The organism is Ruegeria sp. CDSA021, assembly GCF_059612325.1.
On the sequence record NZ_JBXWQJ010000004.1, the window covers coordinates 230,387 to 254,899 of the forward strand.

Here is a 24,513-nt window from a genome sequence, read left to right on the forward strand (position 1 = left end):
GTATCGCCTTTTGAAATCGAGTTGGCTCCAGCCTAACCAATCCTAGCACTCAATGAAAACAGCCCCTACTGGGCGAAAGTCGTAGGCGACAAATTGATTGCCTGCGGCGCAATGGAACGGCAGAGTGGACGAAATTGGGTTTACGCGGGGCGACAACTACACCCAAGGTCTTATAGGCAGGGCGGCCAACACCGCGTAGCGTAACGAAAAATATTTTGGAGACGTGAAATGGAACTCAGCGACAGCCGCGTCATTGCCGCGCCAAGATCCAAGGTTTGGGACGCGCTTTTGTCGGCAGAAGTTCTGAAGGATTGTGTGCCGGGATGTCAGGAAATGACCGGCTCGGTTGAAGACGGGTTCGAGGCGACGGTTGTGCAGAAAGTTGGACCCGTCAAAGCAACCTTCAAAGGGGTCGTCACCCTTTCCGATCTCGTGGCGCTTGAAAGAGTGAAGCTCTCGGGTGAAGGTAAGGGCGGAGCGGCAGGGTTCGCCAAAGGGTCTGCAGATGTCAGTTTGGCAGACGCCCCCGAAGGCACGCTGCTGACCTATAACGTCGACGCGCGCGTCGGTGGAAAGCTGGCGCAACTGGGAGGGCGGGTCATCGACGGCGTCGCCAGAAAACTGGCTGACCAGTTTTTTGAGAATTTTCAGAACGCGGTCGAACCTCAACCTGCGCCCGAGGCGGAAAATTCGGATGAGGGTGAGGGCACAGAAGAAAAGAAAGGTTGGTTCAAGCGCGTATTGGGCGATTGAACCATATGAATTCAGGGAGGAAAATTCATGAAGATTACCATGACCGTTAACGGCAAAGCCGTAAGCGGAGACGTCGAAGGCCGGACTTTGCTGTCCGGATTTCTGCGCGAACACCTGTCGTTGACCGGCACCCATGTCGGTTGTGACACCGCGCAATGCGGTGCCTGCGTGGTGCATGTAAATGGTGAGGCGGTGAAGTCTTGCAACATGTTGGCGGCTGAAGCCGACGGGGCCGACGTGGGCACAATCGAAGGTCAGGCGAATGCAGATGGGTCGTTAAACGCGATCCAGCAGGCGTTTCAGGATCATCACGGCCTTCAGTGCGGGTTCTGCACTCCGGGGATGGTGATGAGCGCAGCTGCGCTGCTGAAAGAGAACCCGCGCCCGACCGAGGCCGAAATCCGGAAATATCTGGAAGGTAATCTGTGCCGCTGCACCGGCTACCACAACATCGTCAAAGCGATCATGGCTGCATCCGGCCAGGACGTTTCCAGCATCGCCGCCGAGTGAGGCGGACAAGAGTTTTCGACGAAAATTCTTTTCCAGGGAGGAGAACAAGCAATGCCCAAAGACAGTGGCATCGGAGCCAGTTCCAAGCGGCGTGAGGACGTACGCTTTCTGACCGGAGCAGGTAATTACACCGACGACATAAACGTACATGGCCAGGCCTATGTGCATTTCCTTCGATCCGACATTGCGCATGGACGGATCAAATCAGTAGACACCTCAGCCGCCGAAGCCATGCCCGGTGTGGTCAAGGTATTCACCGGCAAGGATTTTGAAGGCGTGGGTGGGATGCCCTGCGGTTGGGAAGTGACCGACAAGCACGGCGCGCCCATGCAGGAACCGCCGCATCCCATTCTGGCGCAGGGCAAAGTCCGCCACGTAGGTGACCCGATTGCCGCGATTGTGGCCGACAGCCTTGAGCAGGCGCGTGACGCGGCCGAAGCTATCGATCTGGACATCGAAGAACTGCCCGCCGTGATCGACATGAAAGCCGCCGCGCAGGACGGAGCGACGCTTGTCCATGACGATCTGAAAAACAACATCTGCTATGACTGGCAGTTGGGCGAGACTGACGACGCCAAGGTCGATGAGGTCTTTGCCAATGCCGCGCATGTGACGACACTGGATCTGGTCAACAACCGTCTGGTCGCAAACCCGATGGAACCCCGCGTCGCCGTTGGTGAATACAAGCGCGGCACAGATGAGTATACGCTCTTCACCACGTCGCAAAACCCGCATGTGATCCGTCTGCTGATGTGCGCTTTTGTTCTGGGCCTGCCCGAACACAAGGTTCGCGTTGTGGCCCCGGATGTGGGCGGTGGATTTGGCACCAAAATCTTCCACTATGCGGAAGAGGCGTTCTGCACTTTCGCCGCGAAGGCTTGCGGCCGTCCGGTCAAGTGGACCTCCAGCCGGTCCGAGGCGTTCATGTCTGATGCGCATGGCCGTGACCATGTCAGCAAGATCGAACTGGCGCTGGATGCGGATAACAACTTCATCGGTCTGAGGACCAACACCTACGCCAATCTGGGTGCGTATCTGTCGACCTTCTCCAGCTCGGTGCCAACCTGGCTGCATGGGACGTTGATGGCGGGCAACTACAAGACCCCGGTCATTCAGGTGAATGTAAAGGCGATGTTCACCAATACCGTGCCAGTGGATGCCTATCGCGGTGCTGGCCGCCCCGAGGCGACCTTCCAACTTGAGCGTGTGGTGGATAAGGCCGCGCGAGAGTTGGGCCTCGATCCAATTGCACTGCGCCGTCAGAACTTTGTCACTCAGTTCCCCTATGACACACCGGTGGCGCTGACCTATGACACCGGGGATTACAACGGTACGATGGACAAGCTTGAGGCCGCCGCCGATCTGGCAGGCTTTGCCGCGCGGAAAGCGGAAAGCGAGGCCAACGGCAAGCTGCGGGGCTTGGGCATCAACTGCTACATCGAAGCGTGTGGCATTGCGCCTTCCAACATTGTTGGGATGCTTGGGGCCCGGGCGGGTCTTTATGATGCAGCCACTGTTCGCGTGAACGCAACTGGTTCAATCAGCGTCATGGTCGGCGCGCACAGCCATGGACAAGGGCATGAGACCGCCTTCCCGCAGGTTGTGGCCGACATGATCGGCATTGACGAGTCGATGATCGAGATTGTGCATGGGGACACCTCGAAAATCCCCTTTGGCATGGGCACCTATGGTTCGCGAAGTCTTGCAGTCTGTGGCTCGGCCATGGTCAAGGCGACCGAGAAGGTGATCGAGAAAGCCAAAAAGATCGCCGCGCACCTGTTAGAGGCGTCCGAGGCGGACATCGAGCTGAAAGACGGACAATTCAGCGTAGCAGGTACCGACAAATCGGTGGCTTGGGGCGATGTAACCCTGACGGCCTACGTGCCGCACAACTATCCGTTGGAAGTGGAGCCGGGGCTGGAAGAGACCGCGTTCTATGACCCGGCCAACTTCACCTTCCCGGCTGGCGCCTACGCCTGTGAGGTCGAGGTCGATCCGGACACCGGTCAGGTCAGCATCGAGAAGTTCACCGCCGCGGATGACTTCGGCAATATCATCAACCCCATGATTGTTGACGGTCAGGTGCATGGGGGTATTGGCCAGGGTATCGGTCAGGCCCTGCTTGAGAACTGCGCCTATGATGAGAACGGCCAACTGCTCAGCGCCTCGTACATGGACTATGCGATGCCGCGCGCAGATGATGTGCCGTTTTACGGTGTCGATCATTCCAGCCAGACGCCTTGTACACACAATCCGCTGGGGGTGAAAGGCTGTGGCGAGGCCGGAGCGATTGGTTCACCGCCTGCGGTGGTCAATGCGGTTCTCGACGCACTGAATTCAGGCGGCAAAGCGGTGGATCACATTGACATGCCTGTAAGCCCGTCGCGCGTCTGGGCGGCGATGAACAGCTGAGGTGTTGGGGTGCGAGGGGCCAGCCCCTCGCTCTCCCTGAGATATTTATAGCCAGATGAAGGGCGGATCCGCGCCTTTCGGAAAGGAAGACGAAATGTACAGTTTCGATTTTGAAAAACCCTCGACCATCGCCGATGCAGTTGCTGCATTGGGGGCTGAGGACGCGCAGGCTTTGGGGGGCGGGCAGACCTTGATCCCGACACTGAAGCAGCGTCTTGCCGCACCGTCCAAGCTGGTGTCGATGAGCGGGATTGCTGAGATGCAGGGCGTCTGCGTTGAGGATGACGGGTCCCTCTCGATCGGTGGGGCAACGACGCACGCCACCGTTGCGCGTGAGGCCGCGGCAACGTATCCAGCCTTGGCGGCGCTTGCCGGACAGATCGGTGATCCGGCGGTGCGCAACCGTGGCACCATCGGTGGCTCTGTGGCCAACAATGATCCAGCCGCTTGTTATCCGGCAGGCGTTCTGGGCTCCGCGGCAACCATTGTGACCAATACGCGGCAGATTGCGGCGGATGCATTCTTTGAGGGCATGTTCACCACCGCGCTTGAGGAAGGTGAAATCATCACGTCGATCCGTTTCCCGGTGCCGCAGGCAGCGAGCTATCAAAAGTTCCTGCAACCCGCATCGCGTTTTGCGCTAGTCGGTGTTTACCTTGCCCGTTTCGCGGATGGCGTACGCGTGACTGTAACGGGTGCAAGTGAAGATGGTGTCTTCCGTTGGTCCGAGGCCGAAGAAGCCCTGAACAAGGAATTCCGCCCAGATGCCTTGATGGATCTTCGGATCAACCCGGCCAACATGATCGCCGATTTGCATGGCAGCAAAGCGTATCGCGCGCACCTTGTTTCGGTCATGACAAAACGTGCCGTTGAAGCCTGCATGTAAGGATTTTCCAAAGCCCGGAAAGCCTCGGTTAAAGCCGGGGCTTTTTTCGTTCTGGACAGTGAAATTGTGGCCTTTTTAGCGCCCGAAAAAGTCAGGCCGCCCGTGATGGGCGGCCTGACCAGTTCTTCGGAAGGCATTTACCTATTCTGCAGCCTGAGTGCTTATTGACCCGTGTTTGTCACGCTGGCTGTCACGGAACAGGGCCTTGGCCAGTGCAAGGCACATCAGACCCATCACCATAGTGAACGGCAGCGCGCCGATAATCATCGCATTGCGCAACGCATCCATCGGGTTGTTTTCGCCCGCCGCCAGGATAAGCGCGCCGATCACAGCCGTCAGTATCACACCCCAAATAATGCGGTGCTTGATGCCAGTTTCCTGGCTGCCACCCGACATGATGGTGTTCATCACCAGAATGCCCGAGTCCGCCGATGTGACCAGAAAGGTCAGGATCAGGATCACGCACATCACGTTCAGCATGGACAGCAGACCTCCGTCGATCATGTAGGACAGCGTCACGAACAGTTTGTTGGTGTTCGATGCGCCAATGATCGCACCCTCGGCAGCCCCGGCCAGTTCCAGGTCAATTGCCGTGCCGCCCAGAACAGTCATCCAAGCAAAACAGACCAAAGCAGGGGCAAAGACGCAGCCCAAGATGAACTCGCGCACCGAACGGCCTTTGGAGATTCGCGCCAGGAACAAGCCCACGAAGGGCGAGAACGCGATCCACCAGGCCCAGTAGAACGTGGTCCAACCTGCCTGCCAGCCGAACTGACGGCCTTGCTCACCTGCCGCGTAGGCTGCAGCCAGGGTCGCTTCGTCCAACTCTGCCGCAGCGCCTTCCAAACCGCCCTTGAAGCCGTCAAAGCTGCCCCATGCGTTGGTTGCACCCGCAACCAGGTCATCGGCATGAGCCTGAGCCTCAGCAGGCAAGGCTGCCGCAAATGCTTCTGCCGACAGCGGGCCATAGGCGTTAAAGCTGAGCGACAGGAAGTGAAGGATATAATCGAACATCGCCGTGCCGTAGGTAGTCATGGCAAATACAAACGAGCCGAAAACGATGAATGTGCCCAGCAGGATAACCGACAAGACAAGGTTCAGGTTCGACAGGTACTTAACGCCGCGCCCAACACCTGACACAGCCGAAAGAATGGAGAGCGCCATGATCGCAACCAGACCCGAGATCAGACCCACCTTGCTGGGGGTCGGAACCTCTGCGCTCAAGTCCATGATCCAGCCCATACCAGTGATGGCATAGAGGCCGTCGATAAACTGGCTGACGCCATAGCCGATAGTGACGGACACGCCAAGAATCGTTGCAACAACGCCCAGAACGTCGACCACATGGCCGAAAAAGCCGTTGACGAAACGACCAAATAGAGGTGTCAGCGCCGAGCGGATCGTCAAAGGCATGTCGCGGGTGTAAGCGTAGTAGGCCAGCGACAGACCGGTCACCACATAGATCGCCCAAGCATGGAACCCATAGTGCAAATATGTGAAGCGATAAGCCGATTGCAGGGCCTCGGGCGTGTTGCCTTCAACTGCGCCAGACACAACCTCAGGGTTCGATCCCCAGAGGCCCAGCGGTTCTGCTGTGGCGAAGACCATCAAGCCCACGCCCAAACCGGCACCAAACATCATGGAGAACCACGAGAAATTCGAGAACTCAGGCTTTTCACCGGGTGTTCCCATGATCCGACGTCCCGTCGAGGGGATGATCGCAACGATGGCCAGGAAAAAGAAAAACACGCCGACGATTATGACGTAAAAACTATTAAAGATTTCAAGCAACTTGCCGTTCAGGCTGCCCAGCGTGCTGTTTGCATTTGCAGGGAAAACAAGTGCCCACAAAACCAAACCAACCATGATGGCCTTGCTGAATAGGGCGATGGGGACGCTATAGTTCTCATAGAAACCAGCATCCGCCGTTTGTATCTCAACATCCGTAAAGGGTTCGGGTATCGACATGTTGCGTGCTCCTCCTTGCATATGTCGGATTTCGTTCTTCGAAACTGGTGCTGTCAGCCCTCCCTGTTTCACGGCGCAATACTCTGCTTTATGCGCCAGAACACGTGTGGGACGTTGACAGCCTGGTCTTTGGAGGCCCTATGACGTCCCGCTTTTTGCGTGGCCAACCGCTGATTTCCTCCCGGTTTTGCACCGCTTGCAGATTCTGCTGCATCCTGGAGGTAGAACGAAAAGGTGTTTAACCCGATCGCAACATCGCAAGATATGAGCGCTCATCTCAATTTGCGGAAACCTACTTCAGAGGTGAGGAGTATTCACCTGAGAAACCGACCATTCTCTTACGCGAAGCGACCAACATATTCAGGGAACTGTTTGTTTGCGGCAGAGATCACCCGCCCGAAGCCAAAAAACAGTGCGGAACTTGCGATTCAGCAACGATTCCGAACAAGGCACAACACCGACAGATCCCTGATTCATCACACGTGACACGGGTCGAGCCTGCAAAAACGGAATTTGATTGAAAACCCTCGCACTTCTCGTGAATATAAATAAATCCAAATCTAGAATAGCTTGTTGGAATTCATGTCACGAAGACAATATAACTTGCCTCCACTCACATCATTATCGGCGTTTGAAGTTGCCGCGCGACATCTGAGCTTTAAGCAGGCTGCGGTTGAATTGTCGGTGACACCAGGAGCCATCAGCCACCAGATCAAAGCACTTGAATGCGATTTGGGCGCAGATCTTTTTGTCCGAAAGCACCGAAGTGTGGACTTGACCGAAGACGGCCATGATCTGCTGGAGGTGCTCGGGTCGTCTTTCAGGCGGATCTCGGCCGTTCTGGAGAAGATCCGCAATGGTGACTCTGAAAATCAGGTAACGGTCGGGTCAACAACCGCGGTCGCGGCATTGTGGTTGTCGCCGTCCGTCATCCGGTTCTGGCAAGAGTATCCGCATATCAAAGTGAACCAATTAGCTCAGGACCAACCACTCACGGATCGGCCGGACATAGACTTTTTCATTCGCTATGGCCAGCAGGCGAGCGCGAGCCTCACCTACACAAAACTGTACCGTGACACTCTGACTCCCGTTTGCAGTCCCGAGATGGCGCGAGATCTAAAAGGGGCCAGCCTCAATGATCTTGCAGAATGTCGTCTGATCAACCTTGAAGCCCAAGACAACAGCTGGACAAACTGGACGTCGTGGTTTCGCGACCTTGGATTTCAGGGCGATATCCCCGTGCAGTCGCGCGTCAACAGCTATGCACTAGCCCTGCAGATGGCGCGCAAGGGTGCGGGCCTGGCGCTGGGATGGAAACGCCTTGTTCGGCCTATGCTGTCCTCGGGCAAGCTTGCAGCACTTGACGCGTTCACTCTTCCCGCCCCTGAGAACTTTTTTCTTGTCGGTCGCCCTGATGATCAACTCTCGGATGGGGCGCGGGCCCTCAAGACATGGTTGCTTGCCGAACTGCCCGAAGCCCAGTCTTCATTGGAATAACGCTGGATTGAGCCCGACCACAACCGGCTTCGGGCACACACCAACGGGGAACCGTCTCCGCCAGTGTCAGAGGACCTTGTTCCTGAAACCACAATTTGCGCCGCGTTCCTTCCGAATTGCCTCGCAGATAAAGCCGGGTATGAAAGTCGTCTAACCGGCTGTCCTGAACGCCTTAGCCGTCGCTCTTACGCACGTTTGCCGCAAAACAGTATCCAATACCGTGAATGGTTTTGATAAAAGTCGGCTCACTCGGGTCGGGTTCGATTTTCTTGCGCAGGCGCAAGACATGCACGTCGATGGTCCGGTCCCCAACCACGGTTTCACGGCCGCGCGCCTTGTCCAGCAATTGATCGCGGGAAAACACGATATGCGGGTTGGTGGCAAAAGCGTGCAGAACGTCAAATTCAGTTGTAGTCAGGGGCGTTTGCTGTCCACTGCTCTTGGCTGTCAACGTTCGCTCATGTGGGTTTAGCACCCAATCGCCAAACACAATCTGCGTGGCTTCGGATCCGTTTGCGGCAGTCGCTGCGTCCTCTGCCCGGCTTCGGCGCAGCACAGTTCGGATGCGCGCCAGAACCTCACGCGCCTCAAAGGGTTTGGTGATGTAATCATCGGCTCCGAACTCCAGGCCGACAACCCGGTCAAAGATCTCATCCCGGCCTGAGAGCACGATGATCGGAATATTCGACTGCATCCGCAATTCGCGCGTGATGTCAAATCCGTTACGACCAGGCAACCCGATATCCAGCAGGATCAAGTCTACGTTCGCCGTTTCCAGGACAACATCCATGGCGTTTCCATCCGCCACACAGGTCACGTCACATTCCTGCTTTTCAAGATAGCGTTGCAGGAAGGAAGTGATTTGCGGGTCGTCATCAACGACAAGGATATGATCTTTGGCTGTCATCAATCTCTTGCGGGCAGAATGAACTGGCTCATCAGTTTTGTATCCGAGCGCGCTTGAAACTGGCAAGCGCGCACGACGGTCATGCTGTGGCATTCAGACTGGCAGCAGGCCCAGAACGTGACCTTCAGGCAGTTCTTCAACCTCGGCCGGAATGATCGCCAGCCCTTCCGCCTGAGCCAGAAGAGCCACACGGCCGCTGTAAGACGGAGCCATCAGCCGCAACTTCGGGCGACCATCCGGGGTCGTGCCCTCGATCTGAACCGGGCGGTATTCCTGGCGGCCGGCACGGCGACGCAAAGGTTCTGCCAGAACCGCCTGGACTGTTACCTGCGGATTGTAATGCAATCCGGCGCGACGCGCCATCATTTGCGACCCGATGATCTGCCAGGTCACATAGGCCGACACAGGGTTGCCCGGCAGCCCGACATAAAGTGCGCGCCCATAGCGTCCGAACATGATGGGTTTGCCCGGTTTCATTGCAACTTTCATAACGTCCGTCTGGCCACCGATCTCGGCAAACAGGCGTGGCATGTGGTCTTCATCACCAACGGATACACCACCGGTCGTAACGATCAGATCCGAGCTTTCACACGCTTCGCGCAGAACCTGTTCCAAAACGTCCGGATCATCCTTGACCGGGCCGCTGTCAGTCAACTCAATCCACGGCTTCTGCAACAATGCAAGCAGCATGTAACGGTTGGAGTTATAGATCTGCCCTGGACCCAAAGCCTCGCCCGGTTGGCGCAACTCGCTACCAGTGGAAAAAATTGTGACCTTCAGCTTGCGGTAGACTGCGACCTCACCATACCCGGCCGAGGCTAGCGCTGCGACCTCTCGCGGCCCGATCTCGCATCCACGCCGCAGGATCGGAGCACCTGCGCGCAGATCTTCGCCTGCCCGGCGAATATGCTGACCAGCTTTAGGGCGACGGCTGAACCGAATTCCGTCAAGGGTGACGTCGCAGTCTTCCTGCATCACAACCGCATCGAAGTCCGTGGGAACCGGCGCGCCGGTAAATATCCGCAGCGCACTTCCGGCAGGTGCATCATGCTCAGCGCCGTCCCCCGCCGCGATGCGACCGGCCACAGGGAGTTCGAACAGCGGGCCGTCGTTCAAATCAATTGTCCGTACCGCGTAGCCGTCCATCGCCGAATTGTCGAAGGCGGGCATTTCGACCTTGCTGGTACAATCCTCTGCCAATACCCGACCTATTGCCTGCGACAGCTGCAAAGTCTCGCGGTCGGTAAGTGGAGCAGCAATTGACAGGCCGCGCCGCAGAGCGTCATCCACAGTCAGATACATATGAGCGTGGCGGTCACAGGCGCATCCATCAGCCATTTTGGGCCTCCATATATGCAAACAGTTCTTCGAAACCGGCCTGTTCTACCTCGCCCAGCTTGGGCAAATAGGCCCTGGCCTCTTCCAAATTCGAATTTGGATCGCCAACCACCAGCAGCATCACCATGCCGTGGCGGCCATGAACGCGACAGCGTATACCGTAGACGCCTTCTTTCTCGAAGGTCAGGTCCAGCTCGGGCTTGCCACGAATTTCGAATACACGCGCGCCGACGGGGATCATCCGTGGAATTGCTGTAACTGTATGCCGCCCGGTTGAGCCTTTGAAACGCACCGTGGCCCCGGCGGGAACCTGCAGGAATTTCGGCTCAAAACGGAAGGCATGTGCCGGAGTGTCAGCATTGAGGTCGATAATCTGATACACCACAGCGACTTCGGGTAAGTCCTCGGCCTGTACTGCGGGGGCAACAATCATCGTCCCCACAAGAAACGCTGCACTCAATTTCAGCGAAATCCTCATCTGTCCCTCCGGGTTTAAGCCGCCCGAGATGGTTCCCCCAACAGGTCAGCCAATGCGCTGATCATCACCGGCCATTGCGCACGGCGGTTCTCGTCGCGCAATCCAACCAGCAGTTCGCGCCCAATGGACACCACCGCAGAGGTACTGTCATTGACATAGGTCACGATTCGCTGCTCGGGATTGTCCAACAGGAAGGGCACGATGGCTGCTGCGGCCTGATCGGGGGCGACGCTCGACAGCAGGCGCATTGCGGCCTGCCGCACCGGGGCTGAGATGTCATCCAGCAGGCTGCGCGCAACGTTTGGCTTTCCATCCCATTGGGTCAGGATCTGCATGGCGTCGATCCGGAATGCGGTATCCCCGGTTTTCACCATCAAGCGCAACTTGCCACGCAAAGCGTCCTGTGGCGGCAGATCGGTAGTTTGCAATAGCTTAAGAGCCTGAAGCGCAAGATTTGAATCGGTATGCGACACACCTGAAGCGATCAGATCAATCAATTGGTCATCGCTCAACTCGGACCCGTGGCGGGCCAGCGACACGGACAAAGCGGAAACAGCCTGTGCAGCAATATCCGCTTCGGGGTCTTTGGCGATCTGGGCCAGCATAATCTGCATTCCCCGCACTTCACCCAGCAACCGGATGGCTGACATACGCGTTTCACGTTCCAGCGCTTCGGCATCGTCATCCAGCGCGACACGGCGGCGTTTTGGGTGACGGGTTGCCTTGGCCAACAGTGCCTGTTCGCGCGGGGTTAAGGGTTGAACATCGTCCTCTTCGGCCTCTTGCGTCATCTCGGCAGCGATGGCGTCATGACCAAGAATAGCCCCAAGGCTGGAGGTCGGGCCATTCTCGCCCCCTTCGGACACATCCAGGCCCGCCTCTTCCAGAGCGGCGAAATCCGTTTGTATTGCCTCTTCTTTTTGTTCGACGTCGACGGCCAATGGCATCGGAGCCAGCGCAAAAGACAAAAGCAGCTCCCGGCCCTGCTGCTGGTTCACATGCGGGCGATCTGTATCGGTGACAATCATTGCCAGCGACGCCATAGCCTTGAGCCGAACCGACCGGAAGGGTGAGCGACAGGCACGCTGCAACCACTCAGTCGCTTCGCGCAAAGGCGAGGAGGCAAGAGCGTCGACAATAGCCCATTGCAGGCGCTCACCCTTGAGGTCGTCGGCGTTGATCGAGAACACAGCGTTCAAGCGGTCGGACACAAGCTCGGGGGCCAAGGCGGCCAACAGGCCAAGTGCTTGAGCAGACACTTCGGGCTGTTGACCGGTCGCAAGGAAGTCCAGTACCTGCCAGCGCAAGTCGTCCTGATCCTCGATGGGCTGGCCGCGGTTCAGCCGCTCGATCAGAGCCAGTTGGACTTTCGCCCCGGGGTCGCGCATCATCCGATCCAAAAGCTCGGGCTCCGAAAGACCGGACTGCCCCAGAGCTGCTATGCGGATCTCTTCCACCGCGTCGTTCAGCGCCCGCTCGACAAGTGCGGGGTCGTTCGGCATCAGCGCCTCATAGGCGATCAGACGAACTTCACCCTCCTTGTCGGAAAGAGCCTTGCGCAAAATCGCTTCGGCCTCGGCCCCGCCAATCGTGGCCAGCGTCCGAAGCGCACGGTGCCGCAGACGACGGTTCGAAGATTGGGTGAATACGCCCAATGTCGGGACCGAGGGTTCCCCGATCCAGCCCAAAGCTTCGCAGGCCACATCGCCCAACTCTTGCCCGTCTTCGTCCACCAGGGCTATGACGATGGGCTCAATCGCCGCAGCGTCACCCATCTGACCCAGCGCTTTGATTGCGGCAATCTGAGTGTCGAGCCAGTCATCCCACTCGTCCTGATGCAACTCGTCCTCGTCCCACGTCATCTCATCCCCGCGACCGGTCACGAGAGTGCGCAGATAGGGGGTGGCATCCTCGGCTTTCAACGCGGCCAATGAGGTCACGCAGGCAAGTTTCACCTCGCCACAGGGATCGTGGATCAGGTTTTCAAGCAACTGCGGCGCGGCCTCTTTTACACCCAAAACACCAAGCGCCTGCGCGGCGTCCTGTCGGACGTCTTCATCGTCGTCCAGCAGTGCCTCAACCAGTGCCGAATTGTCTCCCGCACCAATTGCGGTCAGGGCCTGAACGGCGCGCAAGCGGATCACGTCAAAGTCGGATTTTGCGTATTCGGAAAACAGGCTGGTGGCCTCGTCACGCAGGGAAGTATCGGAATGGGTGTTCATATCGGATCTGCCATGTTTGTGGTTGGGCGGGTTGGGTGAAAGTGGAAGGCAGATTTCCCAACCGATACCTGCCTTCCATGTGAACCGGGGGACCGGTTCAGAGCCCCTTCTGCAGTGGGGCCCGTCCCGAGGGGCGGCATGGCGTCCGCCCCTCGGAAAGTTGTCATCAGGCGATGTCGCGCGGCGCGAAGGACATCGTGCGGAACGAAGTCTTGTAGGGGCTCGGCCCAAGCTTGCGAACCTTGGCAACGCCCATCTTGTAGTTGTAGTTGCCACTGATCCAGTCGACGATCCGGCCCTCAAGCGCGTTGGCGGGCTGCTGCATGTGCAGGAAGTCCATGTAAACCACGCTTTTCTTGATGGCAGGCGTAACCATCGCCACGGCGGTGATCGCCGCTTTGGTCAGCTCGATATGCCCGTTCTCCATTAGTTTCGAGAACTGGAAGTCATCACCTTCCACACCCAGCAGCGTGTGTTTGTTGCCCGGAACGCGTTCCGAATAGACCATCACATAGTCGCCGCTTTCGATGCCGCGTTCGGCCGCATCGTCGGGGTGAATTTCGACCCAATTTTCCGGCCAGCGCTGCACGATATATGGGCGGCGACGATCGTCGAAACCGGACTGCCAGCGTTCGTTGATCCGTCCAGATGTGGCCCAAAGCTCGCCTTCGTCCTTGTTCGGGCTGAGCCATTCCCAATAGTCCGAGAACAGACCCCAAGGCGATTTCTGGATGTTACACTTGCCGGTCTGGCTGTTGAAATGCGTCAGCTTCTTGTTGAACACATCCGCGCCAGCAGCACCAGTATCGGGCAGTTTGCGGGTTGTGTCGTGCAAGCGCTTGGTCTCAATCAGCGTGACTCCGTCAGCATCCAGCATGACCGGGCACTGCACACCGTCGGTGCCGAATTCACGGACCTTGGCATGCAGGGTTTTGCCTTCGGCCTTGGCCAGACGATGGACCGCGTGGAAATCCTTGCGCGACCCGCGGGTAAAGCGCACGGCCTCCTCCGCGACCTCATTCGAGTTCTGCCAATCGAACCCGTCAAAGCCCATCCGCGTGGCGAGTTGGGCGATGATCCACCAATCCGGTTTCGCCGAACCGGGCGCATCATAGAACTTCTGGTACAGGCGCAGGCGGCGTTCACCGTTGGCCCGCAGGAAGTCCTCTTCGCCCCAGGTTGCGGCTGGGAACACAATGTCGGCGTAACGGTTGCCGATCGGGTCTTGCAGGTAGATGTCCTGATTGATCACCACCATGCCGCCGCTGTCGGCGCGGGCCTTTAGCGTGTCGATCATCTCTTGTTTGTCGAAAGAGGCGATCTGGTGCGGGTTGCGGACGGTCAGTTCCTCAAACTTGTCGGCCAACTGCTGCGATCCACACATGGACTGAATCCAGGTGGTGCCGATCACGTGGGCCATACGGGTATGTCCCGCGATCAGATACCGGTCGGTATCCATGGCGCGACGACGGCGACCCGGCAGCTTCTCGGGCGATTTGTTGCGCGGGTATTTCCCGCCCTTGACGCCGCCCCGTTGGTGGCCACCGGCCCGGCCAATGACCTGGCCCGGACGCCCACCACAGCCGCAGATGATACCCAAAGCCGAGATCGCCTGCGTGTTGCCGGTGTTGTTGGACCAATAAAACCCTTTTTCGATCATGATCGAAGTTTTCGGGCGCGTGCCGTCATCCTTGGGTTTGGCAAGCCATTCAGCAGCCGTATAGATCTTCTGCACGTCGATCTCGGCTGTGGCCGCAGCAGCCTCAGGCGCGAATTCGTCCTGCGCCAGCAGCCACTCTTTCCAGTCCTCGAAACCCTTGGTCTGGAACTTGCCCCAGGTCGTGCGCCACTGCCATGGCGTATTCCGGGTGCCCTGGCCAAAGCCAGAAGAGCTTTCCCACTTGTTGTTGACCCACTTCTTGATCCAGTCGCTGTCTTCCCAGCCATTTTCCACAATGACGCGGGCAATGGCGTTAACGACCAGAAGGTCAGTACCGGGCAAAACGTCGATATGCAGACCACCCATCTTTTCCGCATGGGCCACACCGGCAGAGCGGCGCGGGATCAGATAGATTTCCTTCTGACCGTTCTGCATCCCCTTCATCATCCATTGAGTATAGAGGATGGTCTTGGTCTCATACGGGTCGGTGCCGCAAACCAGAAGGGTTTCCGCGTCACGCCAGTCCTCATAGGAGGGGCCGAAATTATCAAAGCCCGCATCCCGGAAACCGGGGGTCGAGGTCACATCGGACGGTGTGTCGTGGAAGGTGAAGTTGGCGGTGTTGATATGGCGCAGCGCGTATTTCGAGATCGCATAGGTGTTCTCGATATACTGATAGCTAAAGGTCTTTACGCCATAGGCATTGGTGCCATGTTTGGCGATGACATGGTTGCCCACCTCAGCCGCCACATCCAGCGCCAGATCCCACGGAACCGGCATCAAGGTGCCATAAATCCGCATCAGCGGCGTTTTCAGACGGTCGCGTGTGGGCGTCTGCGGGTTATAGCATTTCTGCGCGATACACCCGCCCCGCAAGGAGCTGTCGCCGTCGGTGTTGACAGTTTTGTTGTCCTTGTCGGGGATAATCACGACGTGGTGCGGCTGGCCTTTGTGCAGCACGATATTGTGCTGGTTCGGGGCCACCCATGCGCCCAGCGGTGCGACAGGGAAATCCTCGCCAAAGGCGTTTTCATCCGCGCCGGGCCCACCGGATTTGGCCGTCACGGGCCAGCGGTAGACTTTGTAACCACAGGCCACGATGCAATAGTCGCAGGCGGTCGAGATGACCTCGGCGCCCTTGGGCGGCAGCGGGACGTTGGTTTCGGGTACGTAATACGGGGTTGCCATGATTCCGTTTCCCTTTATGCAATGAGGTTGTCGTAGCGGCCGTAGATCAGGCCAAACATGCCGACGGCGTAGATATCGTCACCATCGAGTTCCAGAAGGACTTGCGGCAGCGACTGATACGCCTGACCGGAGACCAGAATGCCGTGCCGAGTCACGTCGTAGGTCGACAGGTGCAGCGGGCATGGGCCCAGCACCTTATGTTCCCCCTTGTACGTGTCGTAAAGCGATCCGCCCTGATGCGTACACGTCAGGTTGAACGCCACCACGTCCTTTTGCGGGCCGATGCCACCCCCACTTTCCACGCCGGTCTTGACCAGAATCGAGTCCGAATAATCGCCCTCATCCGGGTAGTAGAATTCGACCGGAACATCCTGTTCCAACTCAGAGAGTTTGCCGATCAGTTTGCGCGGATAGGTGGACACAAGGGCAGGAACCTGTTCGGCCTGACCGTGGCGGGTGGGCATGGCCACCATCACGGCAAAGGTTGTGGCGCCCGAGGCGAACAGGAATTGGCGGCGGTTCACGGTGCAGGCTTTCTGGGCTTCACCCGAACAACTGCATCCGGTTGCGTTATGATCAGTCATGACGCTTACTCCTCTGCTGCAACCGCGGGAAGCGGCTGATAATCCGGCAGGTCGGGTTCTTCGATCAGAAGTTCCTCGCCGGACAGGGATTTCAGGAAGGCCACCAGATCCGTCTTTTCTTGATCATTCAGACCAAGGGGTTGGATCAGCTGGGATTTATTCGCTGAGAATTCGTTCTCGCCGCCGCCTTGGTTGTAGAATTCGACCACATCCTCAAGCGTCTCCAGCATGCCGTTGTGCATGTAGGGTTCGGTATAAAGGGTGTAGCGCAGGCTTGGCGTGCGGAACTTGCCCTTGTCGGCCTTTTCCTTGGTGCGGAAATAGAAACCGGGGTCGTCCTTGGTGTGGCGATACATCTCTTCGGTCGAGCCTTTGGCATAAAGTTCGTACCGGAAGGTAACTTGCGCCAGACCATCATCCTGCCAACCGTCATAGGCGGGCACGCCGGTGTTGTAGTATTTCTCATCCGACAGCAACGCACCGTTGTGGCATTCGGAACACTGCGCCTTGCCGGTGAACAACTCCAGCCCGCGTTTCTGTTCCTCGGTCAGTGCCGCATCGTCCCCGCGCAGATAGTTGTCGAAGGGCGTGTCGGTCTGAACGATGGTCCGTTCAAACGCTGCAATAGCCCGCCATGCGTTGCCGATGCGCGGCCAATGATCCCCAAAGACGTCGTTGAACCGTTCGACATATTCGGGAACGAAGGCCAGACGGGCTTCCATCATGTCGGCCTCGCCGTTCCCGGCAACTGCACCGCCCGCAGCGGATTTGGCCTGGCTTTCAAGGCTCTTGGATGAGCCCGCCCAGAACAGTTTGCCGTAATAGGCTGAATTCACGATGGTCTGGCTGTTGCGCCAGTGGGTCGTACCGGGATAGCCGAACGAGATCGGGGCCTCGACGTCCCAGCCGACATCCGGCAGGTGGCAGGCGGAACAAGGCGTCGATGGGTTGCCACCCAGACGCGGATCGAAGAACAGCATCTTGCCAAGCTCAATCTTGGCTTCGGTTTGCGGGTTGTCCAGCGGAATTGGAGGCTCGCCCAGAGCCACCAGTGGCGCATCAGGATCGGGATCTGACCCGCCGATACCGGCCTCAATCTCCATACTGGTTTCCGCAGCGGCCTGCGAGCCAAGAACGGCAAACAGGGCAGCGGTGGCGATTGTGCCTTTGAGATAAGACGAAAGGTCTTTCATGGGTCCACTCCTCAGTTTGTCGCGTCTTGCCAGTTTTCGATCGGCTCGTAGAAGGTATCGACCTCCTCGGCGACGAATTCGGGGCCGTTCAGCGGATCGCCGGACAGCGCCTTAAGGAAAGCCACCAATTGCGCTTGCTCGGTCTCGTTCAGGTTCAGCGGCTTGATGCGCGGATCCTTGTTTTCATCGTCACCACCACCGGCATTGTAGAAGGCCACCACATCTTCAAGCGCTTCCAGCGTACCGTTGTGCATATACGGCGCAGTAAAGGTCAGCTCGCGCAACGTAGGGGTCATGAACGTTCCGAACGTATCGGCGGTGTGGTTGCGGATATACGCCCCGGGATCGGCGCGCAGGTTCATGTAGTTTTCGACACCGAGAAATTTCATCATGGTCACGAAGGTGATGTGACGTTCCGGGGTCGCCCAGATTTCGGGGTTGTCGCCGACACCGATATTATGCGGCAAGTCATCCGTGAACCGCTCACCCGAGTGGCAGGAATTACACCCGCTGGCATTGAATAGCTCATAGCCCGCTTTGGCCTCATCCGACATCTCGCCAGTGTCGAAGGGTGCCCCGCGCGAGATCAGCGTTTTCAGATATTCCGGGATCGCGTTTCGCACGCCGCCGTTCGAGGGCTCGCCGAATCCGGCGGCTTCGAACATCTCGACATAGACCGGGTCCTGCTTGATACGTTCCTGCATCAGGCGCATGTCCATGTTCATGGAATACGTCTCGGTGATGCTTTCGCGTGTAACATCGTTGAGGTTGGTGCCAATGCGCCCGTCATGAAACCACGCCGCACGCTTGGCGCTGTTGATCAGCGTGGGCACGTTGCGGAAATGCAAGCTACCGGCATAGGCGTCCGACAAGGCCTGTCCATCAGTAAAGCCGTTTTCCGGCTGGTGGCAACTGGCGCAGGACAACTCGGTGTCGCCGGACAGTCGCGGATCAAAAAACAAACGTTTGCCAAGGGCCGCCTTGGCGGGATCGAACTCTATCGCTTCTACCGGTCCCGGCTCTTCCGCCTGGGCCTGGTGAACCGGGAACGCAGCGCCCATCGTCAGCAGCGAAACTGTCGATAGCGCCGAGAACCATGTTCTGGCTTTGGTCATCATCTAAAAGCCCCTTTTCGCTAATCCGATCTCTCCGGGTGACCGTGGATCGGTATGGCGAATCCTATAGGGCAGTTGTTTCGTGAGGATTTGACCAGTGTTAAGTTTTAAGAAGAGATGTTAAATTATGTTACAAGCTCAGGTCATCTGAGACCGTATGATCCGGGCAAGTGACTGAACCTCCAACGGTTTTTGAACCATGATGGGAGAAGGTCCGGTCACTGGCACCTCGGCGTCGTCGAAATAGCTGCTGATCAGAATTACGGGCAAATCCGACCGGATCGAACGCACAGACTCGATCAGGTCCGTGCCCCGCAAACCGGGCATCATCAGGTCGCTGATCAGGATGTCAAAGCTTTCGGGGCTTTCACAAAACGCCTCGCGCGCTTTCAGCGGATTGGAATACGCCTCGACCCTGTAACCGTATCGCGTCAGCAGCCGCCGGGTCACGTAAAGGATGTTCTCGTCATCATCCACCAAAAGGACATGTTCGTCCCCGGCCACAGCCTCGACCTCGGCCTGATCTTCCGGGCTGAGTGCGGGCATCAGCGGATAGAACAGGCTGAAACAGGTGCCCTGACCCGGTTCCGATTGCAGCGCGACACGGCCACGACATTCCTCGACGCTGTTATGCACGATGGTCAGACCCAAACCGGTGCCTTTGCCAACAGGTTTGGTTGAAAAGAAGGGTTGGAACACCTGCTGACGCAGGTCCTGGGCAATACCGGGGCCAGTATCACTGACGTCCAGACGGATCACGCCGATGGCCCCGTCCGGCAAATCGTCAAGTGCGTCCTTGTCGGCCAAGCCGATACGCAACACAACCTCACCCGGCTGATCTCCCATGGCTTCAAACGCGTTGTGACACAGGTTCAAGAGTGTCTGAAAGAACAGCGTGCCGTCAAAGTCGGAAAAGGCTGTTTCGACCTCTGTATCAAAGCGCGTCTGGACGCTGGGCGGGGCAGATACCCGGATCAGATCCAACGCTTCCTGCGTGGCTTTGACCATGTCGCCGCGACGCGGGTTGCGTGGCCTTTGACGGGCGAAGGTCAGCATCTTGCGCACCAACGCTTGCGCGCGGCGGGCCGCGATACGGATATGATTGACCGAGGTCTGGATGTCGTCGTTCCCGTCCGCATCCAGCTCGATCAGGTCGGCATTGCCGATGATGCTCATCAATACGTTATTAAAGTCGTGCGCGACCGAGCCTGCCAGAATCCCCACAGCTTCCATTTTTTGCACTTGGGCAAATTGTTCATGTGTGCGCCGGGTTTCGGTGATATCTTCGCCGATCCCAATGTAATGCGTGACCTCGCCGTACTGATCCACCAGCGGGAAAATCGCAGTTGAAACCCAATAATGGCTGCCGTCCTTACTGAGATTCCGAAACACGCCGTACCAGTTCTGTCCAAGTTGCAATTTCTGCCTAATATCAGCGTAAACCCCCTGCCCCGAATGCCCCGATTGCAGCATTCTGGGGGTGTGCCCATAGACCTCTTCCGCCTCATATCCGCTGAGATCAAAGAACTTGCGATTGGCGTATTCTATTTTCAGTTCGGTGTCCGTGATGATGATCGAGGCTGGGCTTTGTTCGACGGCCCGCGCAAGTTTGCGCTCGGCCAGTTCCACCTGCTCGCGCAGTTCCAATTCAGCCTTCAAGCGACGATTGGAACCTAAAATGTTTGAAATCAACAATGTGGTCAGGATCGCAATCACGCCAACCACGAAAATCAGGCCAACCAGCAAAACCGAGAAGCGGCGCACCAGCTGTTCCCCTTCCGAAAACGCCTGAACCATGTCCGACAAGCTTTGATCCCGCTCGGTAATCCAAAGCGTCTCGAGCGTGGAAAGCGCCGCAAGTGCGTCGCTGTCATCCACCCGCACCAGCGCATCAATCTCTTCCGCGCGCAGACCTGCTGCTATGCCCGCTTCGATCTTGGGGATATTGCCGATGTATTCCCGCGCCACCCGCTCGATCCGCTGCAATGCATCCAGTTCCGTCGGCGACGGCGCGGCGTTCCGGTAGGTTTCGATCGTTGCCAGAAGGTTCTGCGACTGGGTTTTTAAGGTCGGCGAGTATTCCGCGTCATGCCTCAGGACGTAGTTCTTGAAGTTGTGGATTAAACCGCCATAGCCGAAATATCCCCGGATTTCCGATATCCAATAGCCGCGCGGGGTGGTCTCGACCGAATAGCCCTGCCAGACCTTTCGCATTTCTCCGATCCGGTCCGTGGTTTCCCGCGACATGTACAGGAATACCGACAGGATGAAGACCAGCGCGATACCCATAGCGAATGCTACACCAAGCGGCGCAGCCATTGATTTCTCAGAAGGGGTGCCCTCTGCCGTCGCGGGATGGCTTTGCCTGAAGACCATGATACCTCCGACCTGATCCTTGCCGTGTGGCTTTACCCTTGGTACCCGCTCATGGCGTATATTGCGAAGAGACTATGGCGCGGCAAATCGCGCCGAAGTCGGATTGCGGATCTCCTCAGACGATCCGGGCCGAATGCCAGACGTTCTTGACGGTCATGTAATTCTCAAGCCCTTCGGTGCCGCCCTCACGACCCGACCCGCTGGATTTCACGCCCCCGAAAGGCGTTTCCGGCATCGATGCTTCAAGCGTGTTGACAGACAGATTGCCTACTTCAACCTCATCGACCAAACGGTCGATGTAATCCGCCCTATTGGTAAATGCATATCCTGCCAATCCGTAAGGGACGGAATTTGCCTGATCGATTGCCTCGTCCAGCGAGGCCACAGGGTTGATGACTGCAATGGGACCAAATGGTTCTTCCTGCATGATCCGCGCGATCTGAGGAACGTTCAACAAGACTGTCGGCTGATAGAAATAGCCCCGGTTGCCCAGGGGCGCGCCTCCCGTAGCGACAATCGCCCCTTTGGCCCGTGCATCCTCGACCAGTTCGGTCAGGGCAGGCACCCGGCGATCATTGGCCAGCGGACCCATCTCGACCTCAGAATCCAAGCCGTTGCCGACAACTGTGGCCGCTGCCCGTTGCACAAAGTCTTTGGCGTAGGACTCAAAGATGCTCTGGTGCACAAAGAAGCGGGTTGGCGATGTGCACACTTGCCCGGCATTGCGCATTTTGCGCACGGCGCCAGAAATTGCCGCCGCCTGAACATCCGTGTCTTCACAGACAATGACCGGAGCGTGCCCACCCAGTTCCATCAACACACGCGTGTCATGCTGAGCCGCAAGTGTGGTTAAATGCCGCCCAACATTTGTCGACCCGGTAAAGGCCACCAGACGCACAGGGGCATGCGGAATCAGATACCCGGAAATTTCGGCTGGTTCCCCAAATACCAAATTCAGGACACCCGGCGGCAATCCGGCATCTTCGAACGCTTTTGCAATGTGCATTGCCCCAGCTGGAGTTTCCTCCGCAGCCTTAAGGATCACCGAACAACCCGAAGCCAATGCACCGGCGATTTTCCGTGCCGGTTGGCTCATGGGGAAGTTCCACGGCGAAAATGCGGCGACAACTCCGATAGGCTGGTGATGTACCGCGAATTTGTGACCCTGAGCAGCCGGGATGATCCGTCCATAGGTCCGCATGGCCTCACCCGCATCCCATTCAAAAAACTCAGCCCCGCGGATCACTTCAAGGCGGGCTTGCTTCAAGGGTTTGCCATGTTCCAGGGTCATCGAATGCGCAATCTGGTCTATCCGTTCCCGCATCAAGGCTGCAGCGCGCAGGATCGTATCCGCGCGTTCACGCGGAGAGGTACGGCTCCAGACGCGGAAACCTTTGACAGCGGCTTCCAGCGCATCGTCCAGGTCTTTGATCGATGCGCAGGGCAACCGCCCAAGCTCTTCTTCGGTTGCCGGGTTGATCACCGGGATATCGCGGTCGGTCTTTCGCCACGTGCCATCTATGAACAATTTGAGCTCTGGATACATGAAGCTGACACCTCTTCTTGCCTTGTTTTCAAATCGCGCGACGCCTCGCATTACATCAAGTGAATTGAACAAATACGGGTATCACTTTGGCGAATAGCTGGCCTGTTTATCCTGCGCCGCCTTGTGCAATGCCGTCTTGAAAGCCCGCCCGGCAGGCGAAAGATCATCGTCAGCGCGGAAAGACACCCCGATCGGTCCCTGACCAAAGGGAACGCTCCAATTGACTTGGACAAGGTGCCCATGCTGGATGTCCTGTGCAACGACCTCGGCAGGCATAAGGCCAATCAGGTCACGCGATTGCAGCAACGCGCGGTTCGTCAGATAAGACACAGACTCGATCATGACCGGCGGCACATATTGCTGCTGGCCAACAAAGAAATGATCGACCTGACGCCGCAACGTGGTCTCTTGCGGAGGAAGAATCCAGCAAAAGGGTTTGGTTTGGGCAAACGTCACGTCCTTGCGACAGGCCAGCGGATGTTGAGGGCCAACAACGGCTAATATCCGATCCTCGAACAGTTTTTCCTGACGGATCTTGTCGCGGTGCCGATGCGAGGGCAGACGGCCCACAACCATGTCGATCTCTCCTGACAGCAGCCGAGGCATCAGCACTTCATTGGTGCCTTCACTGATCTTGACCGCCACATTTGGGCGGTCTTCCAACAGCAGTTCAATGGCTGCAGGCAGAAGGCTGGTCGACGCAGCAAGCAATGTACCCACCACGACGCGACCCGAGTTGCCCTCGTTCAGATCGTCCAGTTCCTGAGCCGCGTTCGACACCTGCGCAAAGATCAGTTTGCCATGACGGATGAGGGTCTCGCCAAAAACGGTTGGTACGACTCCACGATTGGTGCGGGTGAACAGTTTAACTTCGAAGTCCAGCTCAAGATCCTGAATCATCTTGGTGGCAGCGGGTTGAGAGACACCCAACTCGCGCGCGGCATTCTGGATGTTTCCATGCGCGCCCACGGCAACCAGCAGACGCAGTTGGCGCAGTTTCATGCGCGTCAAAGCACGATCAACGATGCGAGAGTGACGCCCAACCATGGCTAAAGCACAATCGGTTTGCAAAGCTGGTCCAGTTTGGACAGAACGCTCATCGCGGCTAATGCCGAGCTGCGCGGATTGTCGGGCAGGGCTGTGCCGCTGATCCGAAACTGAAAAGTTCCAAAATCGCCTTCGGCCTCGACCTCGTGAATGTTCTTGTGAATCGTCGGGTCGGCGATCAGACGAACCTGAGTGTCGTCAAACCCCACACCCGCCAAAGCGACAGCGGCCGCAACGTTGGCGTTCTTTGGGTAAGCCAGCGCCGCCTCTCGGGCAGAACCCTGGAAATGGGTTTCAGCGTCACTAATCTTGTCGAGATCCAGACTGTGTTCAGCAAGCGATCCCTTCCACCCCGCAGGTGGTTTGCGCCCCACGTAGGTAACGGACTTGAGCGGGCCGACTGCAGCAGCGCTCAAGCAATCCAACCCGCCGATGGCACCGCTTGCCAGATGCAAACGTCCCCCACCCTGTCGCGCTGCGCTTTCCAACCGATCCGCTATTTTCTGGTCCGCCAGGGCGCCGACTGAAACGCTGATGATGTCCATACCATTTGCCAGTATGTCCGGCCCCAGACCGGCCAAAGCCTCGTGCCCTGCGCAATCAAGAACCATGTCGATCCCGGTCGGCAGGTCGTCAATTGAACCGACTGACAGGGGCACTTTGGAAGCGACGCGGTGCGGCCTGACCACAATGGCCGCCAATTCATGCCCATGTTCTGGCAGTGCGCGCTGCACATATTGCGCAATTGCGCCGGTTCCAATGACTGCGATTTTCATGCCTGAACCCTAGACCAGCGTTGAAAAAACCTGAATTGATAAGTTGATGGTATAATT

At 57.6% G+C, this 24,513-nt stretch carries 18 protein-coding genes; 5 read left to right on the forward strand and 13 right to left on the reverse strand.

All coding sequences use genetic code 11. The annotated features are described in order from the left end of the window. The first annotated feature begins 228 nt into the window (after positions 1 to 228). The 4 genes from AC2FLD_RS07285 to AC2FLD_RS07300 all read left to right on the forward strand — a co-directional run bounded on the left by AC2FLD_RS07285 (position 229) and on the right by AC2FLD_RS07300 (position 4,561). A complete protein-coding gene (locus tag AC2FLD_RS07285) occupies positions 229 to 753 on the forward strand; it encodes an SRPBCC family protein (protein WP_496668228.1) in 525 nt (174 codons plus the stop codon). Positions 754 to 780: 27 nt separating this feature from the next. Beyond that, a complete protein-coding gene (locus tag AC2FLD_RS07290) occupies positions 781 to 1,263 on the forward strand; it encodes a (2Fe-2S)-binding protein (protein ID WP_496668230.1) in 483 nt (160 codons plus the stop codon). 51 nt (positions 1,264 to 1,314) lie between these two features. After that, positions 1,315 to 3,675, forward strand: coding sequence for a xanthine dehydrogenase family protein molybdopterin-binding subunit (locus AC2FLD_RS07295; RefSeq protein ID WP_496668232.1), 2,361 nt, complete (start codon positions 1,315 to 1,317; stop codon positions 3,673 to 3,675). 94 nt (positions 3,676 to 3,769) lie between these two features. Further along, entirely contained in the window at positions 3,770 to 4,561 is a 792-nt protein-coding gene (locus tag AC2FLD_RS07300) for an FAD binding domain-containing protein (RefSeq protein WP_496668234.1), read from the forward strand. A gap of 141 nt (positions 4,562 to 4,702) precedes the next feature. Here AC2FLD_RS07300 and AC2FLD_RS07305 read toward each other — a convergent pair whose 3' ends face one another. Further along, positions 4,703 to 6,529 (reverse strand): BCCT family transporter, encoded by a 1,827-nt coding sequence (locus AC2FLD_RS07305; RefSeq protein WP_496668236.1) that lies wholly within the window; start codon positions 6,527 to 6,529, stop codon positions 4,703 to 4,705. Between the two features lie 603 nt (positions 6,530 to 7,132). Between AC2FLD_RS07305 and AC2FLD_RS07310 the strand changes: the two genes are divergently transcribed. Beyond that, on the forward strand, positions 7,133 to 8,026 hold the full coding sequence (locus tag AC2FLD_RS07310) for a LysR substrate-binding domain-containing protein (protein WP_496668238.1): 894 nt from the start codon (positions 7,133 to 7,135) through the stop codon (positions 8,024 to 8,026). A 172-nt stretch (positions 8,027 to 8,198) separates the two neighbouring features. Here the strand turns inward: AC2FLD_RS07310 and AC2FLD_RS07315 are convergent, their stop codons facing one another. The 12 genes from AC2FLD_RS07315 to AC2FLD_RS07370 form a co-directional block, all read right to left on the reverse strand. Beyond that, the gene (locus tag AC2FLD_RS07315; protein WP_496668240.1) at positions 8,199 to 8,933 is read right to left on the reverse strand and encodes a response regulator; all 735 of its coding nucleotides are present in this window, start codon (positions 8,931 to 8,933) and stop codon (positions 8,199 to 8,201) included. Positions 8,934 to 9,026: 93 nt separating this feature from the next. Then, a complete protein-coding gene (locus AC2FLD_RS07320) occupies positions 9,027 to 10,271 on the reverse strand; it encodes a molybdopterin molybdotransferase MoeA (protein ID WP_496668242.1) in 1,245 nt (414 codons plus the stop codon). Further along, positions 10,264 to 10,749 carry a plastocyanin/azurin family copper-binding protein gene (locus AC2FLD_RS07325; protein ID WP_496668244.1) on the reverse strand — a complete coding sequence of 162 codons (486 nt, stop codon included), beginning with the start codon at positions 10,747 to 10,749 and terminating at the stop codon, positions 10,264 to 10,266. The genes AC2FLD_RS07320 and AC2FLD_RS07325 overlap by 8 nt, the downstream gene beginning before the upstream one ends. Positions 10,750 to 10,763: 14 nt before the next feature. After that, positions 10,764 to 12,971: a HEAT repeat domain-containing protein gene (locus tag AC2FLD_RS07330; RefSeq protein ID WP_496668246.1), complete on the reverse strand. Its 2,208-nt coding sequence runs from the start codon at positions 12,969 to 12,971 to the stop codon at positions 10,764 to 10,766. Positions 12,972 to 13,137: 166 nt separating this feature from the next. Beyond that, complete coding sequence (locus tag AC2FLD_RS07335) at positions 13,138 to 15,819, reverse strand: arsenate reductase (azurin) large subunit (protein WP_496668248.1); 2,682 nt, start codon at positions 15,817 to 15,819, stop codon at positions 13,138 to 13,140. Between the two features lie 14 nt (positions 15,820 to 15,833). After that, positions 15,834 to 16,403: an arsenate reductase (azurin) small subunit gene (locus AC2FLD_RS07340; protein ID WP_496668250.1), complete on the reverse strand. Its 570-nt coding sequence runs from the start codon at positions 16,401 to 16,403 to the stop codon at positions 15,834 to 15,836. 5 nt (positions 16,404 to 16,408) lie between these two features. Further along, complete coding sequence (locus AC2FLD_RS07345; protein ID WP_496668252.1) at positions 16,409 to 17,596, reverse strand: cytochrome-c peroxidase; 1,188 nt, start codon at positions 17,594 to 17,596, stop codon at positions 16,409 to 16,411. 11 nt (positions 17,597 to 17,607) lie between these two features. Next, the gene (locus AC2FLD_RS07350) at positions 17,608 to 18,714 is read right to left on the reverse strand and encodes a cytochrome-c peroxidase (protein ID WP_496668254.1); all 1,107 of its coding nucleotides are present in this window, start codon (positions 18,712 to 18,714) and stop codon (positions 17,608 to 17,610) included. Between the two features lie 135 nt (positions 18,715 to 18,849). Further along, complete coding sequence (locus AC2FLD_RS07355; RefSeq protein WP_496668256.1) at positions 18,850 to 21,030, reverse strand: hybrid sensor histidine kinase/response regulator; 2,181 nt, start codon at positions 21,028 to 21,030, stop codon at positions 18,850 to 18,852. Between the two features lie 172 nt (positions 21,031 to 21,202). Next, the gene (locus AC2FLD_RS07360) at positions 21,203 to 22,633 is read right to left on the reverse strand and encodes an NAD-dependent succinate-semialdehyde dehydrogenase (protein ID WP_496668258.1); all 1,431 of its coding nucleotides are present in this window, start codon (positions 22,631 to 22,633) and stop codon (positions 21,203 to 21,205) included. Positions 22,634 to 22,714: 81 nt separating this feature from the next. Next, entirely contained in the window at positions 22,715 to 23,680 is a 966-nt protein-coding gene (locus AC2FLD_RS07365; protein ID WP_496668260.1) for a LysR substrate-binding domain-containing protein, read from the reverse strand. Positions 23,681 to 23,682: 2 nt separating this feature from the next. After that, positions 23,683 to 24,456, reverse strand: a complete 774-nt coding sequence (locus AC2FLD_RS07370; protein ID WP_496668262.1) for an aspartate dehydrogenase — start codon at positions 24,454 to 24,456, stop codon at positions 23,683 to 23,685. Between the last annotated feature and the right edge of the window lie 57 nt (positions 24,457 to 24,513).

What these genes read in the sequence shown, in the direction of transcription:
- AC2FLD_RS07330 (WP_496668246.1), bottom strand. Translation starts at nt 12,971, where the DNA reads ATGAACACCCATTCCGATACTTCCCTGCGTGACGAGGCCACCAGCCTG.
- AC2FLD_RS07355 (WP_496668256.1), bottom strand. Translation starts at nt 21,030, where the DNA reads ATGGCTGCGCCGCTTGGTGTAGCATTCGCTATGGGTATCGCGCTGGTC.
- AC2FLD_RS07315 (WP_496668240.1), bottom strand. Translation starts at nt 8,933, where the DNA reads ATGACAGCCAAAGATCATATCCTTGTCGTTGATGACGACCCGCAAATC.
- AC2FLD_RS07345 (WP_496668252.1), bottom strand. Translation starts at nt 17,596, where the DNA reads ATGAAAGACCTTTCGTCTTATCTCAAAGGCACAATCGCCACCGCTGCC.
- AC2FLD_RS07350 (WP_496668254.1), bottom strand. Translation starts at nt 18,714, where the DNA reads ATGATGACCAAAGCCAGAACATGGTTCTCGGCGCTATCGACAGTTTCG.
- AC2FLD_RS07340 (WP_496668250.1), bottom strand. Translation starts at nt 16,403, where the DNA reads ATGACTGATCATAACGCAACCGGATGCAGTTGTTCGGGTGAAGCCCAG.
- AC2FLD_RS07320 (WP_496668242.1), bottom strand. Translation starts at nt 10,271, where the DNA reads ATGGCTGATGGATGCGCCTGTGACCGCCACGCTCATATGTATCTGACT.
- AC2FLD_RS07370 (WP_496668262.1), bottom strand. Translation starts at nt 24,456, where the DNA reads ATGAAAATCGCAGTCATTGGAACCGGCGCAATTGCGCAATATGTGCAG.
- AC2FLD_RS07325 (WP_496668244.1), bottom strand. Translation starts at nt 10,749, where the DNA reads ATGAGGATTTCGCTGAAATTGAGTGCAGCGTTTCTTGTGGGGACGATG.
- AC2FLD_RS07290 (WP_496668230.1), top strand. Translation starts at nt 781, where the DNA reads ATGAAGATTACCATGACCGTTAACGGCAAAGCCGTAAGCGGAGACGTC.
- AC2FLD_RS07295 (WP_496668232.1), top strand. Translation starts at nt 1,315, where the DNA reads ATGCCCAAAGACAGTGGCATCGGAGCCAGTTCCAAGCGGCGTGAGGAC.
- AC2FLD_RS07300 (WP_496668234.1), top strand. Translation starts at nt 3,770, where the DNA reads ATGTACAGTTTCGATTTTGAAAAACCCTCGACCATCGCCGATGCAGTT.
- AC2FLD_RS07335 (WP_496668248.1), bottom strand. Translation starts at nt 15,819, where the DNA reads ATGGCAACCCCGTATTACGTACCCGAAACCAACGTCCCGCTGCCGCCC.
- AC2FLD_RS07285 (WP_496668228.1), top strand. Translation starts at nt 229, where the DNA reads ATGGAACTCAGCGACAGCCGCGTCATTGCCGCGCCAAGATCCAAGGTT.
- AC2FLD_RS07360 (WP_496668258.1), bottom strand. Translation starts at nt 22,633, where the DNA reads ATGTATCCAGAGCTCAAATTGTTCATAGATGGCACGTGGCGAAAGACC.
- AC2FLD_RS07365 (WP_496668260.1), bottom strand. Translation starts at nt 23,680, where the DNA reads ATGGTTGGGCGTCACTCTCGCATCGTTGATCGTGCTTTGACGCGCATG.
- AC2FLD_RS07305 (WP_496668236.1), bottom strand. Translation starts at nt 6,529, where the DNA reads ATGTCGATACCCGAACCCTTTACGGATGTTGAGATACAAACGGCGGAT.